General features: G+C 53.3%; 9 protein-coding genes and 4 pseudogenes. 3 read left to right on the top strand and 10 right to left on the bottom strand.

The features are described from left to right. Window positions 1–80: 80 nt before the first annotated feature. A complete protein-coding gene (locus tag AB4O41_RS24135) occupies window positions 81–470 on the bottom strand; it encodes a transcriptional regulator (RefSeq protein ID WP_460144956.1) in 390 nt (129 codons plus the stop codon). Between the two features lie 201 nt (window positions 471–671). Between AB4O41_RS24135 and AB4O41_RS24130 the strand changes: the two genes are divergently transcribed. Both AB4O41_RS24130 and AB4O41_RS24125 read left to right on the top strand, forming a co-directional pair. Continuing rightward, entirely contained in the window at window positions 672–1,406 is a 735-nt protein-coding gene (locus tag AB4O41_RS24130) for a DUF899 domain-containing protein (RefSeq protein WP_460144955.1), read from the top strand. A 499-nt stretch (window positions 1,407–1,905) separates the two neighbouring features. Then, entirely contained in the window at window positions 1,906–2,178 is a 273-nt protein-coding gene (locus AB4O41_RS24125; RefSeq protein ID WP_129442062.1) for a hypothetical protein, read from the top strand. Window positions 2,179–2,983: 805 nt separating this feature from the next. Here the strand turns inward: AB4O41_RS24125 and AB4O41_RS24120 are convergent. The 9 genes and pseudogenes from AB4O41_RS24120 to AB4O41_RS24080 all read right to left on the bottom strand — a co-directional run bounded on the left by AB4O41_RS24120 (window position 2,984) and on the right by AB4O41_RS24080 (window position 16,277). Continuing rightward, window positions 2,984–3,259, bottom strand: coding sequence for a hypothetical protein (locus AB4O41_RS24120; protein WP_460144954.1), 276 nt, complete (start codon window positions 3,257–3,259; stop codon window positions 2,984–2,986). A gap of 380 nt (window positions 3,260–3,639) precedes the next feature. After that, window positions 3,640–3,987, bottom strand: a complete 348-nt coding sequence (locus tag AB4O41_RS24115) for a hypothetical protein (protein WP_460144953.1) — start codon at window positions 3,985–3,987, stop codon at window positions 3,640–3,642. Window positions 3,988–3,997: 10 nt separating this feature from the next. Next, window positions 3,998–6,445 (bottom strand): annotated as a pseudogene (locus AB4O41_RS24110) (DUF637 domain-containing protein); the annotation flags it as partial. Then, a pseudogene (locus AB4O41_RS24105) lies at window positions 6,378–6,903 on the bottom strand (hypothetical protein). The pseudogenes AB4O41_RS24105 and AB4O41_RS24110, both read right to left, overlap by 68 nt. A 561-nt stretch (window positions 6,904–7,464) precedes the next feature. Further along, the gene (locus tag AB4O41_RS24100) at window positions 7,465–7,785 is read right to left on the bottom strand and encodes a hypothetical protein (protein ID WP_460144952.1); all 321 of its coding nucleotides are present in this window, start codon (window positions 7,783–7,785) and stop codon (window positions 7,465–7,467) included. 222 nt (window positions 7,786–8,007) lie between these two features. After that, window positions 8,008–9,389, bottom strand: a pseudogene (locus AB4O41_RS24095) (IS4 family transposase). 269 nt (window positions 9,390–9,658) lie between these two features. Next, complete coding sequence (locus AB4O41_RS24090; RefSeq protein WP_460144951.1) at window positions 9,659–10,141, bottom strand: pentapeptide repeat-containing protein; 483 nt, start codon at window positions 10,139–10,141, stop codon at window positions 9,659–9,661. Window positions 10,142–10,965: 824 nt separating this feature from the next. Beyond that, window positions 10,966–14,983, bottom strand: a pseudogene (locus AB4O41_RS24085) (DUF637 domain-containing protein); the annotation flags it as partial. A 118-nt stretch (window positions 14,984–15,101) separates the two neighbouring features. Next, complete coding sequence (locus AB4O41_RS24080; RefSeq protein ID WP_460144950.1) at window positions 15,102–16,277, bottom strand: tetratricopeptide repeat protein; 1,176 nt, start codon at window positions 16,275–16,277, stop codon at window positions 15,102–15,104. Between the two features lie 659 nt (window positions 16,278–16,936). Between AB4O41_RS24080 and AB4O41_RS24075 the strand changes: the two genes are divergently transcribed. After that, a complete protein-coding gene (locus AB4O41_RS24075) occupies window positions 16,937–17,212 on the top strand; it encodes a hypothetical protein (protein WP_367372621.1) in 276 nt (91 codons plus the stop codon). Window positions 17,213–17,308: the final 96 nt, after the last annotated feature.

Below are 17,308 nucleotides of genomic sequence, written 5' to 3'. Positions count from 1 at the left end.
CGGTTTAACATTCAAAATCCATGTCGACTGTCACACCGCATTCGCGGGGAAGCCCGCTCCCACAGGGGGTAAACGCGGTATCAGGCAATCTGCGCCTTCGATGCCAGCTCATCAAACGTCAACTCTTCCAGCGCATCTTCCTGCTCATCCAGCACCTGCCGTGGATGCTCATTACCCGGAATGCTGCTGTCGATCAGGCTCAACAATCTCGAGCCCCGGGGCGTCAAAATGTAATTCTCGCCATTGCCACCCTGGTCCTCCGGCCGAGGCTCGATATAACCCCGCAGCAGCAGTAACTTTTCGTACTCACCAGCCACTGTTTTCAGGTGATCCAGGTTTTCGAACGGTTCGCCCGCGTTGGCTTTCGACGCCGCATACTGCTCGGCATAAGGCCGTGGGGTGAAACTGTGGCCAGCGCCGTTCTGCACTTCATGCAGCAAGCGTTCAATCAAATCCCAGTTATAAGTCATCCTGATCAACCTCCGGTGTCCCCGAGTGAGATGGCCTTCATAGGTTGTGACCGACAGGGACAGCGGCCGTTCAGCCGAGGTATTGCGCCCTACCGACCGGCGGTATGTCGAATAGGGCGCAGGCCAAACGACTAGGCTGTGTAAGACGGTTTACCCCTCTGCGCGGATCGACTTTCGCCAAAGCATGCAGGAGAAATCAGTATGAACATTCAGAATCATCCGATCGTTTCCCGAGAAGAATGGCTCGCCGCCCGCAAACAACACCTGGCCCACGAAAAAGCCTTCACCAGGGAACGAGACAAACTCAGTGCCGAACGTCGCGCCCTGCCTTGGGTGAAAATCGACAAACCCTACCGCTTCCAGGGCCCCAACGGCGAACTGAGCCTGGCCGACCTGTTCGGCGGCCGCAGCCAATTGATCGTCTATCACTTTATGTTCGCCGCTGGCTGGGATGAAGGCTGTCCCGGTTGCTCGTTCCTGTCCGACCACATCGACGGCGCCAATCAACACCTGGCCCACCATGACGTGGTCGTGGTCGCGGTTTCCCACGCACCGTTCGCCGAATTCCAGCCCTTCAAACAGCGCATGGGCTGGAAATTCGACTGGATCTCGTCGGAAGGCTGCGACTTCAACTACGACTTCGGCGTCAGCGCCCGAGCCGAAGACGTCGCCGCCGGAAAAGCCACCTACAACTATGAAAAAACTGACGGCGCCGAGGAAGAACTCCCAGGGCTCAGCGTGTTTTATCGCAATGAAGCGGGGGAGATTTTCCACACCTATTCGACTTATGCACGAGGCTTGGACCTGCTGGTCGGCGCGTACAACTATCTGGACCTTACGCCTAAGGGGCGTAATGAAAAGGAGATCATGGATTGGGTGAGGCATCACGACCGGTATGAGGACAAGGCATCGGGCAGTTGCTGTCATGGAGGGTAGACCGCAATCATCGCGGGCATTGGTTCGGGTTGAACACAACATCCGCCAACACCACAAATCCCCTGTGGGGGCGAGCCTGCTCGCGATGACTGACTGACATTCAACATTGATGTCGACTGATGCACCGCCATCGCGAGCAAGCTCGCTTACAAGGTTGCGTCGAGTTCTGTAGGGCGCGTCCCAGCTGCCGCTAGGAAAACGCCCTACAACAACCTCGGAATCAGGCGCCTTGCACCGCTGGAACGATGAAGCTTATAGTCCGCCCGTCGCCCAAATGGCGATTCAGGTTTGGCGACCTGATTATAGAGAATGCGAAGGCTATCAGCTTAATTGCAGGCGCCAACGCACCCGCAAAGCCGCTATTTATGGCGGCTGTGCGCGGGAGATCTTCGGATCTGCCGGTTTCTCTGTACCGGTTCGCCAACCTGCGTACAGCTGCCACCCTTTCGTTTGGCGACGACTGAGTGACGGCATTAGCCAATCAAACAGAGATCTTCAAATGAATCGATACATGCCCCTCACCGGAATCGACCTGATCCCGGCCTCCCTGCTCATCGACACCCAAGCTCCACTCGACGTCCTGCAAGCCATGGCCGACTACCGCATTCGCACCGTCACCCAAGTGCTGGAAAACATCGCCTTTCGCGCCGAGATCGGTTGCGACACGGTGGTTCTTTCCGACTTTTCCAAACTGCTGGCTATACCGTTGCGGGATGGTTGTGATTTGATGGATGTCATTGGCAGACGGCTGCGGGCGCAGGCTGCGGAGTAAAAAGAAAACGGGCGACCTGCAGGTCGCCCGCTTCATACAGTGCATACAAATAAATCTTTCCATTACCAACCAGTACAACTTACTTCCCGGATCAAACTTACTTCGTTCGACACATAAGGATCGATACCAGCCTGTATCAATTTTTTTGTAAAGCTAATAACATTTTCATAGCGGCTTCGATACTCAGCGAAGCTTTACGGGCTTCCTGCTCTGATATTTCATCCTCGCGCATAACAATCTGATGTGATCCGGCATCGTATCGTACGAAAAAACGAGCCCGCGACCCCATATTCCCATGTCACTGAGCTGAAACATTTTCTTGTCCATATCCAATCCAATAAATCGGAGAAAAATTTATTTTATGGTCCATGCACAATACCAAATAAATATATCCATCCCCTTCTAATTTTTTTTCGTCCGATATTCACTCAATCATTTTCTTATACACCAAAAACTCACGATCTCTCACTGCGCATATAGACTCATACTGAAAGGACAGCAGAACTCGAGTATCAACAGCATTTACTACAGCCTTCATAACATCATCCCGTTCTTCTGCACTTTCGGCTAGTGCACCAATCGCTATATCGCGACCGCCTGATCCATATGAGTGCCAGGCACGATTCGGTCGATTAGAAAACGGGCACGACGGGGTCAACCTGCCGGGTGGGAAAAGACGAAAACCCAGCACTTAAAAACTGCAGGGCGAGGTGGCTTTTAACCTTGACTTGAGACTGGCTAATGGGTGTCCCCTTTTCTACACCTGCGCACAAGGCCGGTGCTAGGTCCTTCTAGGCCACTACAACTAACAAGAGACGTTCAAACCGCAAGCAGAGATAAAATCACACATCGGTATATCAAGAGAGCTACTCCCTCCTGCGGAAAGAACATCTTGCAACATGACAATATCTTTTTCAAAATCCAGAGCAACGTCAAAGCAATTAAACTCGAACTCGCTCAGCAGAACGCTCTCTGAGCGCATCCGCTCATCAAAGGCATCTTTCAAAATAGAGCGAATGCTGTCGTCCAACTCTTGATCGATAAATCGCTCTATTAGTGTGCCGCTACCGCTCACAACCATTCCTAACTAGTACGGGAATTCGGTCTGAATTACACCATCCCGAATATTTATTTTGATTGTCGATGTTGGAGCGCCTGAGTCGTTTATTACAATCACCTTGCCTGCGTTGCACTCAATAACGTGGCCACTTGGACCATTGGGAGTTACCTTCCCATATCTCAATGCATTATCAACATAACTAGAGACGTCTTTAACAGATGTACCTTGCGAAAATTTACTAACATTCGCAAATCCTGAATCAGGTCCATGACGATAGACTACGTGTTCAATACCTGTCAACAGACCGCCCTTGTTGCTCGCGCTCCACGATGCATCTATTTGTCTTGGAACTGGTAATACATTAATCGCGTCATCTACAACAGCCCCAGTTTTGCACCAACTTACACGCTACGCAATGTCCACCACTGGCAACTTACCTCAGGTTCAAATGTAACTCTAGCTTCTGAAGTCGACTCACAAATATTAAATACGACCCGAACTCCCGCCCCAGAGCTATCCCGCACCAACTCAATAACCTTGACGTTTTCCGACGAAATAGTTGCCAGTTCTTGCATAGCAAGTCTCAACACAACCTGAAATGACTCCATCACAGCACTAAACGAGATATCAATCTCAATCTCGCTATTTTCTGATTTTTTTATGTAGCGACATAAAGCCAAGCTTGGATCTACCTCAACAGGCTCGATACCAAACGCCTCCAAAAAATCACTTTCGCTAGGAAATTTCATTACAGTGCCCTCAGTGAAGTGGTATGAGTGTGCTCAATTTACGAGTCCCGTCATCAAGAACCTGGAACGTACTCTGAAAATTAGCGGCCTTACCTGATGGTCCCATGAACAAGGATTCTCTGACCTCAAACTTTCCGTATTGGTTGGAGAAAGTATTTATGATATTTCCCTCAGTTTTGGCAGAAGCCGTCAAGTGTTCAGTCAGCATCTGACGACCAGCAGCATTGTCTGGTACACCAAGCCTCTTCATTTCGAGCGCAAGCTGGTTCGAACGGGCGGCATTATGAGAGTTGCTAGCGACGCGACCAAATAGATAATCAAACTTACCTGGTGCTACTTCGATTCCTTTTGCACCTGCGACTAGCGGTAAAAGCTCCGCTGCATAGCTCAGTGCCGTCGCAACAATGAGGTCGACCCAGTATTCTGGCTCACTAAGCATATAGCCATAATGATCCACGCCAGAAGCTATCTCGCCGCTCTGCGTACGTAGAATCGATGAGGCGAGATTCAGCTTCCAGGCCGGTACCGTAAGATACCCTTCCTGCCATGCCACAGGAAGCTGACGATAGAGCTCGTACTCCTTAGGCTCCATGATCAGTAGCGGTTTACCATTTTCTCCTAGAATCGTGTAACTGACAGCGTTACCAGATTCGTCAAGGTTCTGGACGAGACCGTTTTCAAGCGGCTGCGCCGTGACTCCCGCCATTCCCAAAATCGTAGAGCAACCTGTACTTGATGGATTCTTCCGGCAGCCATCAGTGCTCTTTTCAAAATCGCTCCAGTGAGCTTGGTAGTTGTACTGCGTTGCATTCGCCGCCACCGCAGCACCAACCTCGACATCTCCACCTGAAGCCGCCGCCCCTAGCACACCAACAATTTGCGAAAGCGCGAGAAGGTTGGCCTGGGCCTGGTTGTACTCCGCAGAGCCCGGAACAAGGTTCGAAGGCAAGAGTTTGTCGCCGAGCAATCCGACCAACACTTCGTTGGCGCCACCTGCCAGTGCTCCGGTGCGGAAATCACCGCCCATCGCTTCAGCCAGCAAGCCACCCAAACCCGCATGCAAGACAATTTTTGCTAAACCGCCCTCTGGCAGGGGCAGATCGCCAATTTTTCCAGCCCCGACAGCGCCACCAATACCTGCGGCTACGCTGACAGCCGAACTGGCCAGATTGTCCTTGAAGCTTCCTCCGTAAACTGCCGTCTTGATCACAGCGTCGGCAGTCACCTTGATCGCCACGGTATTCAAGCTCTTGACGTCCAACCCAATCTTTCCCGGGTTGTAATTGAGCCCGTCCGTGACGCCGGCCGTGGCAGCGGCCACGACATAACCTTTGATGCTGTCTTTCGAGGTAACGTCCTTGATGACCTTGCCCAGATTGCCGCGGTTGTCGATGGTGCTGACGGTGGCCTTGGTCGCCACACTCAAGGCGCCCGCCTGCACCATCGCGTTCATGCCGACCATCATCGGCCCCATGACGGCAGCCAACGCAATCGCAATGATCAACTGCGAAGCCGGCCCTAGCCCCGAGTTGCTGTACTTGAACGACTCATGAATCTCCTTGACCTGCCTCCAGTCCACATCACCGCGTGCTTCAGCCTGCTTCAACCAGGCCAATTGCGGATCGGCCTTTACCATCGCATCAATTGTCTGACTGACGGTTTGCTGATTCACCTGTTTGAGGTCGATTCGCAGACCTTCGACGGCTTTGATCGTGATGTTGCCTTTGGCAATCATCTGGGTCTGGCGCAGTGTCTCGTCGGTATTGCCCTTGCCTTTCGATGAGGTCCAGAAAGCATCGCCATCACTCTTGATATGGCTCTCGTCGTGAAGGTCTTTCACTCCTTCAAAAACAATCGCCCCACCGCTGTCGAGAATGATGTCCCGATCACTATTGAGCTTCGCCACCTGATACCGCTGATCCCCACCACTGAACAGCGTCAGGTCGCCACCGGATTTGATCTGCGTACCGATGTGGGTGATCTGTGTGACCTCATCGTGCTGGGTCTTTTTACTGCCCCAACTGCCGCTTTTTTTCATGTCATACAGCGTGTAATCCTTGTCCTGTGCGGCCAGCAGTTGCAGGTCGCCGTCGGCGTGCAGGTAGGCTTCTTTACCGGCGCTGATGTCGCTGGCGATCAGCGTCATGTCCTTGCCGGACTTCAGGGTCAGTTTGCCGCCGGCCTCCAGGGTGGTGCCGATCTGATTGACGTGGTCTTGCTGCCGGGTTTCCTTTTTGTCCTTGAAGTAGCTGTGCTGTTCGTCGGCGGCGGAGGCGAACAGCAGGTCGCCTTTGGCGTCCATCGTCACGTCGCCCTTGGCCTCGAGCTTGCTCGCCACCACGGTCACGTCGCCGCCAGAGTTGACTGTCAGGCCACCGCCCGCACTGACGCTAGAGCCGTGCTGGGTGAGGGTCGAGTCGAGGAAGTTGGTACGGCTGTCGGAGTGGCGTTCTTCTACCAACAAACTGGAACTCCACCAAATAGACCTTGCTTCTTTCTGGTGTGAAAGTGGTTTTGATCGGACCGCAGCTATAGGTATTCCCAACACCCACGCCATTCGAATAACCCGATACCTGGAACGGCTGATCGGAATCGGCCTGTACTTCCAACTTTGGGAAGCGTTTAAGCGTGGCGCTGTTGGCCGCTTCGTTGAATTTGGCGATCCAGCCGAACACCTTGCCCTGACCTGAATCCACCACCGTTCCAAGCACCTCCATACGCTGGTCGGGATCCGCTGCGCGAGGGATCGAGAACTCTACTGGGGAAGTGTTTCCTGATGCTTTCATGATGACCTTTGGCGTGTTGCGCATCGACGGCCACCTTGTTCTGGTGCAGCTGGACACCGTCTTTCAGCAGGCAGGGGGAAGAGTCACGGACGTTGGAATGGCAGCCTGGTAATGCCAGAATCAGGGTCAGTGTTAGTGTTAGTGTTAGTGTTAGTGTTAGTGTTAGTGTTAGTGTTAGTGTTAGTGTTAGTGTTAGTGTTAGTGTTAGTGTTAGTGTTAGTGTTAGTGTTAGTGTTAGTGTTAGTGTTAGTGTTAGTGTTAGTGTTAGTGTTAGTGTTAGTGTTAGTGTTAGTGTTAGTGTTAGTGTTAGTAGTGTGGTTCTTTTCACGTCTGAATGTTCTTGAAAGCGTATGTTTGGCTGATGAGAAAATATTTATCAAAGCGGCGCTTCATAAATACTGAGTTCGCTATAGGGGACTGTCAGACCCAAGCGCGTATAGCACAAAAACAGGGCTAATTTATTAGCCGAACTAATCTAGAAGTAGATCCACTTCTTTATTCCCTTCCTTCATCACTCACAAATTTTCGCCGCACAAAGTATTTTCGTAAAAGTTTTCCAACTTTGTATAACTGCCTTCCAAAAAACGGACAGATTTATTTTCTGGCCCACCGCATAAAACCAAACAAATAAATCCGCCCACCTTTCTCGCCCCCCTTCTGCCTATTCCGCAGCCCGTTTAAGCAAGTCGCTTCAACCCTCGTACGTCAACGGCAAGAATACGACATCCATATCGAAACCTAGAGATCCCTTTAATCTTTCAAAAAGTACCGTCCCACGCAAATTGTGCTGAATCACTTCTTGCTCGGTTTTAAACCCAGAGTTCGGTGGATACTCCTCCGAAAACGTTTTTTGATACTCAGAATCCCAGATACGTATATCCGAAATCAACTCATCCGGGATATTCATATCTTCAAAATCAATGCACCCCATCTTATCTATATCTCCACAAAAAAATGGAGGAGCACAGTATGACACCCCGAATCTAATTTTTTTCATTTTAGCGGCTTCCACTCAGACACCGGATTGGATCGAACAATATATCCATCGGAGCCCACTCCTACGGAAATATATTTTGGCTTAACACCGTAAAATATTTCTTAGACCGGTGCAGAGCCATTTGTGTCAACAATTCTACCTTTACTCACTGCTTGCATCACCACTGAGGGTATATCGGCAAGTGCAATTCCCTTGCCGACAAAATCAAGAAAAAAAGGGGACAGATATGAATGGCACTTACTTAACATGTTTAGCGTGCCCATTTTTCCTGACATCCGCCCTTGCTGACCGCCGTGATTTGGTCAGCAAGGGGTAGGCTAGAGGTCTTCGTTTTATGGCTCGCGGCTCGATACGACCAGGTCGGTTTCCAACGCGCCTTTGAGCGATCAGCGTCAATAAATTTGACAGGCCATCCTCTTCTTCAGGGCTGCCATATTGTCGCAGCGCCAGCCATAGCTGAAGGCTATGTTTGAAGCTCAGTTCGCGAGGCAAGCAGTCAGCCAATAGAGCCGATTGTGCCATGAGCATTCGGATCAGATTGTGTGCCAACAGGTAGACCCATAACTCCTTGACTGCCATGCCAGGGGTTTTGCAGCTTAACTTTCCAAGTCCCAGCGTGGCTTTGAGATTTCGCAAATCTAACTCGACATGCCATCGCCCTTTGTACAGCGATTTGAGGGCTGTTTTTGGTGTCTGCTTTGGGCAATGCAACGTGGTCACCAAAGTCTTTCCACCAGCCTTCAGCTCTCGCACTGTCAGCCTTTCAGGCGCCTGTTCGTAATGCGCCTGACTCATCCAGGGCGGCCTTCTTTCGGGCTTTTTCAACTCGATCAGATGATCTTCCGAACCGAGACTTTGCCCCAGGCGAAAGTCCGTGCTGCGCCGTCGTGCGCCATATTGTTCGAACACGCCATCGACACCTCTTCGTTGCAACTCGCACAGCAGGAAATAAGTTGCGTAGTGTCGCCCAACAAAATGTCGCCTGTTTTCAACGTGTCGAGCATTGATCTGAGCAGCGTCTGTTCATCGCCACCCTTGCCTCGGAAACGCCCAAGGGGGGCATCTAGAACGGCACCGCTGGAGAGGCAAACGATGCCAACCACTCGACACAGCGGAAAACCAAGACCGACTTTCTGACCGCGAGACTGCGGATAGGCACCCTGATTGGCCGCGGTGTCGGGCATGCTGACCGTCGTACCGTCCACAAGGCGAACAGGCCGTCCCATCCAGCGCCACGACGATGGTGCTTTATCACTTATCGAAGCACCGGTGTGCCTAACCAACGTGGAAACCATTTCCACAGGCAGGCGCTTTCTGGCTTTACAGTAGGCGCCCGTGCGAATGCTATTGGGCTTCATGCCGCCACAAGACCGTTTGATGGACAAGTCGTTGACGGCGTTCTGGCAGGAACGGTCGGCACTCATCGCTTGAGCCAGAAACATAGACAGCGTTTCAGTCGGCGGAAACAGTCGCTCCCGATATTCTGGCAATGCAGATTCGACGCGCTGTAACAGTTCGGGAGCAGTGAGAAGGTTGAAAAAAGCATAGGCATCACAGTTCGAAGCGTGTCGATGAAAACGTTGCTGTTGATGCTGGAGAATTTGACGTCTACGATTCATTGGGGTTGTGTCCTTGGTTCGTCGGTGTGTGTTCGCAACTATCACCGTAGACCAAGACCAGCCCCTTCTTCATTTTTTTGCTTTTAGCTCAAGTGGTTAGCTGCTAAGTAAGTGCCATTCAGATCTGTCCCTTTTTCGTTTCCCGTAATATTGCGAGACGAGGTACATCAACAAGCACGGGCGTCAGAATAGATTTGTGGGGATCCCTCAGAATCCGTCTCCTTTTCTCTGCCCCGGCAAGAAAGACATAGTGTGTACGCATCTGTCCCTCAAGCCACTCTAATTGCACCTACCCCTTTAGCATCGAATCCAGCAGGCCAATTTGTTAGACCATCAAACGTCGCACCTGAAAAAATCGCACTATCAAGTCGCTTAGCATTCAAATTGGCGCCACACAAATTGGCACCAGAAAAATCTACACCAGCTAGATCAGCAAACTGTAAATTAGCTTGAGATAGATCAGCCTTTGAAAAGTCAGCATAAACCGCCACAACCCAAGACAGATCAACTTCAACCATAGTAGCACTTCTCAAACTTGCATTCATAAGACCAGCTCGCTGCAAATTGGCCCCATCTAAAACTGCGAATTCAAAATTCGCATTTCGCAAGTCTGCACCAACAAATATAGCACCTCGCAACTCTAAACCATTAAATATTGCCCGATGCAATTTCGCTCCTGAGAAATCCGCACCATTCAGACTATCTAAATGCAACTGCAAACTCTCACCGCCTTCAAAATTCAAAATAATCATTTATTACCCCAATCAACCGGATCAATACTTATATCCGATATAGGTTTAATTCGGTCAGTTTTATTTGGAGGCAACGCACCAGGTACTACATCCGGATCCATACCTAGTATTTTTGCCGCAATATATCGATGATTCCCATCAACAATAACATTCCCATCCATCTTTATTGGGGGAGCAATATCACCAGCCAAAAGCCTATCCACATAACGCTGAATTGCGGGCAACGATACACCATTCTGAGCGCTGATCGCCGGATCACCTAACAGCGCTTTCTGAATGATTTCCGGAGTTACATCCCCTCCTTTGGATACCAATGGGACACTTTTCGTGCCTATACCACCTGGCCTTGTGATTCCGTTGACAGCCCCCAAAAATGTCGCACCCAAGGCATTCTTGAATCGAGAACTCTCGCCCTCAGAAAGAGCTGCCAGTTCAGTCGCGATGATACTGCCAGCAGCAACGTTGCTGTTGACAATCAACATTGCAACAACCGTTGCTTTTTCGTATTGACCGCTAGCTGACAGCTGCTTCGCTAAATCTCTTAATTTTGGGTCGTCCTCTAGTAAACGCGTAGCAAGACGATCACAAAAATCGGACGATCGCTTACAGAGCGCTGGCAACTCCTTGTTTCTACTTTCATCAAGATTAGCGTATCGCTCCCTTACCTCGGCCTTACCCTCCTCAGTCGTCTGCTCGTCGATTTCACGAAGCATTTGCTCTGTTTCGTGGTGTAGCAGCCAATTGTACTGCGTCGCGTTGTTGGCAACCCACGCCCCAGTTTGCAAAGTGTCCGCATCAACATCCCCTTGCGTTGACGCCGCTAACACCCCGACGATCTGCGACGCCATCGAGAGCAGGTCAGGGTTGCCACCGACCAGTTTGTTCAGGTCTACGATGAGCGCTTCATTTGCACCAGCCGCTAAGGCTCCCGTTGCAAAATCACCGTCTGTAACCTCTGAAAGAAGCCCGCCCACCATCGCGTGAATGACGACTTTAGTCGGGGAGCCGTCGGCTACTCCTTTGGTGAAGTCACCTACCGTATTGAAGCTGGCTGCCGCCAATGTGTTGAACAAGGCAGTTTTCAATACATCACTAACGCTGACGTCTTCCCCCAACGCCTTGCCCAGCAACGCGGACGTTCCACCTTGCAGCACCTGATTAACACCAAACCGTCCAATCCCATCCAGGCTGCTCAGGTCAACGGTAACTTTCCCTGTTGGGCTAGTCGTTATTTTAAGAATGTCTTTAAAGAAACTGGCTGTTAAACCAGCCGTCACACCCGAAATCACATATCCCTTGAGGGCATCAGAGGAAGTCACGTCCTGGAACACTGCTCCAAGATTCCCACCATTGTTGATAAAGCTGGTGGTCGCATTCGTTGCTGCACCAGAGGCCACTGCTGCAAGCCCCGCAGCCCAGGCGGTGCTCATACTGGCGCTTAAAGCGCTCAGGGCTGCGGGACCGACAATGGCGGCCATGACAATCGCAATGATTATCTGAGAAGCCGGACCAAGCCCCGAGGTTTCATATTTGAACGACTCATGAATCTCCTTGACCTGCCTCCAGTCCACATCACCGCGTGCTTCAGCCTGTTTCAACCAGGCCAATTGCGGATCGGCCTGGACCATCGCATCAATGGTCTGACTGACGGTTTGCTGGTTCACCTCTTTAAGGTCGATTCGCAGACCTTCGACGGCTTTGATCGTGATGTTGCCTTTGGCAATCATCTGGGTCTGGCGCAGTGTCTCGTCGGTATTGCCCTTGCCTTTCGATGAGGTCCAGAAAGCATCGCCATCACTCTTGGTGTGGCTCTCGTCGTGAAGGTCTTTCACTCCTTCAAAAACAATCGCCCCACCGCTGTCGAGAATGATGTCCTTACCACTCTCCAGCTTCGCCACCTGATACCGCTGATCCCCACCGCTGGACAACGTCAGGTCGCCACCGGATTTGATCTGCGTACCGATGTGGGTGATCTGTGTGACCTCATCGTGCTGGGTCTTTTTACTGCCCCAACTGCCGCTTTTTTTCATGTCATACAGCGTGTAATCCTTGTCCTGCGCGGCCAGCAGTTGCAGGTCGCCGTCGGCGTGCAGGTAGGCTTCTTTACCGGCGCTGATGTCGCTGGCGATCAGCGTCATGTCCTTGCCGGACTTCAGGGTCAGTTTGCCGCCGGCCTCCAGGGTGGTGCCGATCTGATTGACGTGGTCTTGCTGCCGGGTTTCTTTTTGTCCTTGAAGTAGCTGTGCTGTTCGTCGGCGGCGGAGGCGAACAGCAGGTCGCCTTTGGCGTCCATCGTCACGTCGCCCTTGGCCTCGAGCTTGCTCGCCACCACGGTCACGTCGCCGCCGGAGTTGACTGTCAGGCCACCGCCCGCACTGACGCTAGAGCCGTGCTGGGTGAGGGTCGAGTCGAGGAAGTTGGTACGGCTGTCGGAGTGGCGTTCTTCCACGGCGGTGATGCTGACGTCGCGCTTGGCATCGATGGCCATGTCGCCGCCGCTTTTCAGCACACCACCGGTGTTGATCACATCACGACCGGAGTTGATCACCAGTTTGTTGGCGGCTTCGATGCGGGCGGCGTTGTCCACGAAGTCGCGTGCGTGGCTGTAGTCGCCGACGCTGCTGTCGTGGGCCGTCACTGTGCGCTCGTTGACGACATCGCCGTTCGTGGTCGTGAGCGTCACGTCCCGCCCGGCGATGATGCCCCCGGCCTTGTTGGTCAGATTATTCGTCGCCAACAAATTCAATCGGGCGCCCGCCTCCACCAATCCGCTGCTGACCAGATCATTCTTGGCTGTCGCCTCCAGATTCTGGCTGGCGCGCAGGGTGCCGGCGTTGTTCAGGTCTTTGCCGGCGATCAGGGTCACGTCGTGGCCCTGGATCAGCGCGCCGTTGGCGGCGAGGCGATTGTTGGCGTTGGCCAGGTACAGCACCGGCACCAGCACTTTTTCGCCGTTCACTTCGTGCTCTTCGAGCCAGACGATGTCGTGGGTCAGGGCCGCGACTTGTTGTGCGGTGAGGGTTACGCCCAGGCTGAGGTTCAACGCGTTCTTGCTGGCGATGGCGTTGTTCATCAGGTATTTGAACAAGCCCTCGTCGCTGTTCTGGCCATCGATGAAGCGCTGACCGGTCCGAGCCACGACCGCTTGCTGGATCAGGCGTTGTTCATAAAGGCCATCGCCCAGGCGCTTGGCACTTTGGTCGGGGTTGTAACCCAGGTTCGACAACAAGTAATCCGAGCTCATGAACTGCTTGAGGTCGGTGAGTACCGGGTTGGTTTCGATCAGATATTTGTGCGGCTGGGATTTACCGGTGTTGCTTGGCAGACCTTGGACGCGGTTGAGGGTGACTGGCGTAGACGATGCACCGGCGGTGACTTTGCCGCCGGTAAGCGTCCAGCTTTGCGGACCGGTGCCGGTCGGGTTGGCGCTGCTTTCCTGGCTCAGACGGAACAGGCCGTTCTGGCTGGTGGGCAGGCTGAAGCCAGGCAGCGCCAGCGGGTTGACTTGTTGCTGGGCCAGATCGGGGGTGAGCTGCTGATTAATCTGGATCCGCGTCGAGTAACCACTGCCCGCGCCGGTATCGGGTTGGGTACGACCCGCTGCCACATAGGCATAGTACGGGCGGACCACGCTGTTGTTGATGTTCTGGGTGGCATTGAGCGTGACGTTTCCACCCGCCTGGATGATGGCATCCAGGGATTCGCCGCTGATGACGCGACTGCTGGTCGGCAGTGTTTCGCCCATCCAGGCCAGGAAGTTGCTCATATCCTGTTCGACGGTGGCCGAAGGTGTCGGATTGTTTCGTTGAGTGAAGAGGTCAGCCATTCGAATGGCCGAGGCGGTTTCATTGACCCAACTCACGAATCGTCGGGTGGTTTCGATGTCCTGCTCTTGCACACCCTTGTTGTTGATCGTCGACGCCGTGATCGTTAAATCCCCAGCGGCCGTAACGTTGCTGCTGATGTTGTTCACTTCGCCGGCGTTAATCGTCAGGTCCGCGCCGCTGTTGATCGAGGCTGCTTCAGAATGAAGCGTGACCTTCAAGCGATCGGTTTCTGCAATTTCCCAAAGACCGTTGATGCGGCCACCGCCACGGCTGTCACATCCATACGAGATCAGCGTGCACGACAACTGAGTGATGGTCGCGACACTTTTCTCATGCTCGGTGTACTGCAACACATCCATGACGTTGTTAACCGTCGTGGCTGCGATTGTCAGATCGCCGCGTGGTGGTGATCAGGCCGTTGGCGTTGTTCAGGTCGCCCATGGCGCCGCTGAAATCGATGGCGATGGCGCTGCCAAGCAACGAGCCGCCGTTCTGGTTGTTTAAACTCGCCGTGTTGATGTTCAAGTTTTGGGTGGCGTTGATCAGGCCTTGGCCCTGATTATCGAGCTGGCCGGTAACCCGAAGTTCGAGGCCGGTGCGACTGGTCAGGGTGCCGCCGTTGTTGTTCAGGCTACCGGCCTGTACATCGACGTTTGCCGCAGCGATCAGGCCTTTGACGTTGGTCAGCGCCTGCTGCACACGCAGGGTCACGGCTTGATTGCCGAGCAGTTTGCCGTTGCTGTTGTCGAGGCTGTCGGCCGCCAGCGTGAACGCCAGCGCGAGGCTCAGATGCCCGTTGGCATCGAGCTGGATATCCCCGCCACTGGCCTCCAGGTTGCCATCGAGTTTCACTCCGACCCCGGCTTCGGTGCCAATCAGTTTGATCGCCCCGGCCGCCGAGGGCCGAGGAGTCGATGGCCAATTGCGGTTTGGCGCTGCCGTCATCGGCACGGGCGGTGGCGTTGAGGCTGTCGGCGTTGACGTCGTTACGGCCGGCGACGATGGTCAGGTTTCGCCTTTTGATTGAAGGAGATGGTCACTTGCCTGGAGGGGTGTAGCCGGATTCACCTCCCCATAAATGCACAACGCGCCGGAGTGCGGCGCGTTGTGGGGGTCAGATCAGCACCAGGCGATCAACGGTTTTGTACGCGCTCGATGGCCGTGTCATACACCGGGTTGGCCTTCTGCGTCTTGGCTAACTGGTAATGACGCAGGGCGTCGGGGAACTGACCGGCCGCTTCATAGATACGGGCAATGTTGTAGTAGGAACCGGCACGCACGGTGGCGGCCGAATTGCCGCTGGCCAGGGCAATGGCCTTGCGGTTGGCCCAGATCGACTCGGCGGTGTTACCGGCCTTCTGATACGCCAGACCCAGGTTGCCGTACGCCTGACCGTAGCTGTTATTCAGATCGATCGCCTGACGGAAGAAGTCGATTGCCAGCGGCAGATTTCCGGTTTTGTAGGCCGCTTCGCCTTTGGTGTTCAGGCTTTTCGCATCGGCCTGTGCCGAAGCGCTGATAGCCACCGCCGTCACGGCGACGCTGTCATCCAGCAACGGCGACACTTCGTTCAACACGTTTGCCGCATCGACCCTGGCACCCGTAATGCTGTTGATGTCCTGGAAGTCGCCACCGCCGGTCATGCGGAACACGGTCCACAGGTTGCCGCTGCGGTTCTGCGGCACGTAATAGGTGCGCACCAGTGACTGGCCCATGTACACGAACACTTTGGCCTGGCTGTTGGAGAGATCGCGCGAACCCGGTTCGCCGCTATTGCTATAGTCATGCACGGCGTAGACGTAACTTTCGCCGTAGTGCTTCTTCTCCAGGGTGATGGTTTCCGGGCCATAGCTGGTGGTGTCGTCGACATCCAGATTGGCATCATCACCGTGCTGGTTTTCGAAATAGATGTTGTTGCCGGGGAAGATCATGTGGGAGTCGAGGTCCGACGGGGTCGCACCCCAAGTCAGCACCACGCGTAGACCGTCGAGGTTCTGCATCACCGGGCTGATGGCATAGGTCATGCCCTTGCACGGACACTTGACCACCAGATTGGAGTAGCCGGGCTTCTTGATGATCAGCAGGTTGCCGGCATCATCGGCAAACTCGGTGGTCAGGCTGACCTGGCCCTGAGCATTGGTGCGACCCACCACGTTTTGTGCGCCGTTGCGTTGCAACAGCAGCTCGGCGTCGGCGATCTTCTGGTCCTTGACCACCGCACTCAGCACTTCGATCGGCAGTTGCTCGGCCTGCACCAAAAACGCCGCCGCCCACAACGACAACACTGAAGCCACGCGAAAAAATCGCATACTTAATTCCTTTAAGTGAGAGTAACGGACATAGCGAAATGCCCTACAGATTTTGGCGCGAACCATACACAGTTTTTGCGTCCGGCGCCCGACAATCGCATAGGAAATTTGTTCACTAAGGGAATCGCTGAAAAAACCAGGGAAGTGCGTAGGAACAAGGCTTAACAACAAGTAAAAACCCTAGTAAAAATGGGGAAAACCACGTTTCCCGAACGGAAGCTTCCCTCGAATAAAGTCCCACTACGTCCGTATGTACGATTTATGTATTGCGCTGCTCATAAGCAAACTTGCACTGCCGTGTTCATGAGGGCTAATCAACAAAGGAACATGATTAGTCATCAGACACCAAGCGTGAATTTCACACGCCTATTTGTTGGCCTGCTCGGCAAGCAGCTCTAAATAAAAAAGGTAATCATCCTCTGATAAAAAGAAAAGGGGATACCTGCCATCAAGACACGTGCTCTACGTAGTTGAATGTCACTCAGTCATCGCGAGCAGGCTCGCTCCCACAGGGGATTTGTGGTGTTGACGGGTAGCGCAGGCTGCGGAGTGAATGAAATCCGGTGACCTGTGGGTCGCCCATTTCTGTCACTGAACTTTTTCCACCCTTCAGCCCTCAACCGGATAACCCGCCTTAATCGGAACCGAGGCCTGACTTTATGAAAACCCTGCTCAAACTCACCCTCGCCGCCACCCTCGCCTGCACCCTCCCCGTTTGGGCCTGCCCTCCCGATGAAGCCACCGCCAAGCGCGAACAGCTGGCCAAGGAAGTCGCCAAGATCACTGAGCAGAACCCGGCCAAGGCCAAGGAGATCAACGATGAGTTGCAGAAGATGGACCTGGAGACGGCCAGCAAGGATTTGCCGGATAAGTGCCAGTTGATTGATCAGCGTCTCAAGGAGCTGGAATCGGCGGAGAAGAAAGCCAAGGGTTAAAGGGCAAGATCAAAGGATCGCAGCCTTCGGAGCTCTTACAGGTGCACGCTTAAACCTGTGTAGGAGCTGGCGAAGCCTGCGATCTTTTGACGTAAA

Source organism: Pseudomonas sp. S2_A02 (assembly GCF_054668495.1).
Note: the sequence above shows the minus strand (reverse complement) of the source record. Positions and strands in the feature narration are given on the sequence as shown.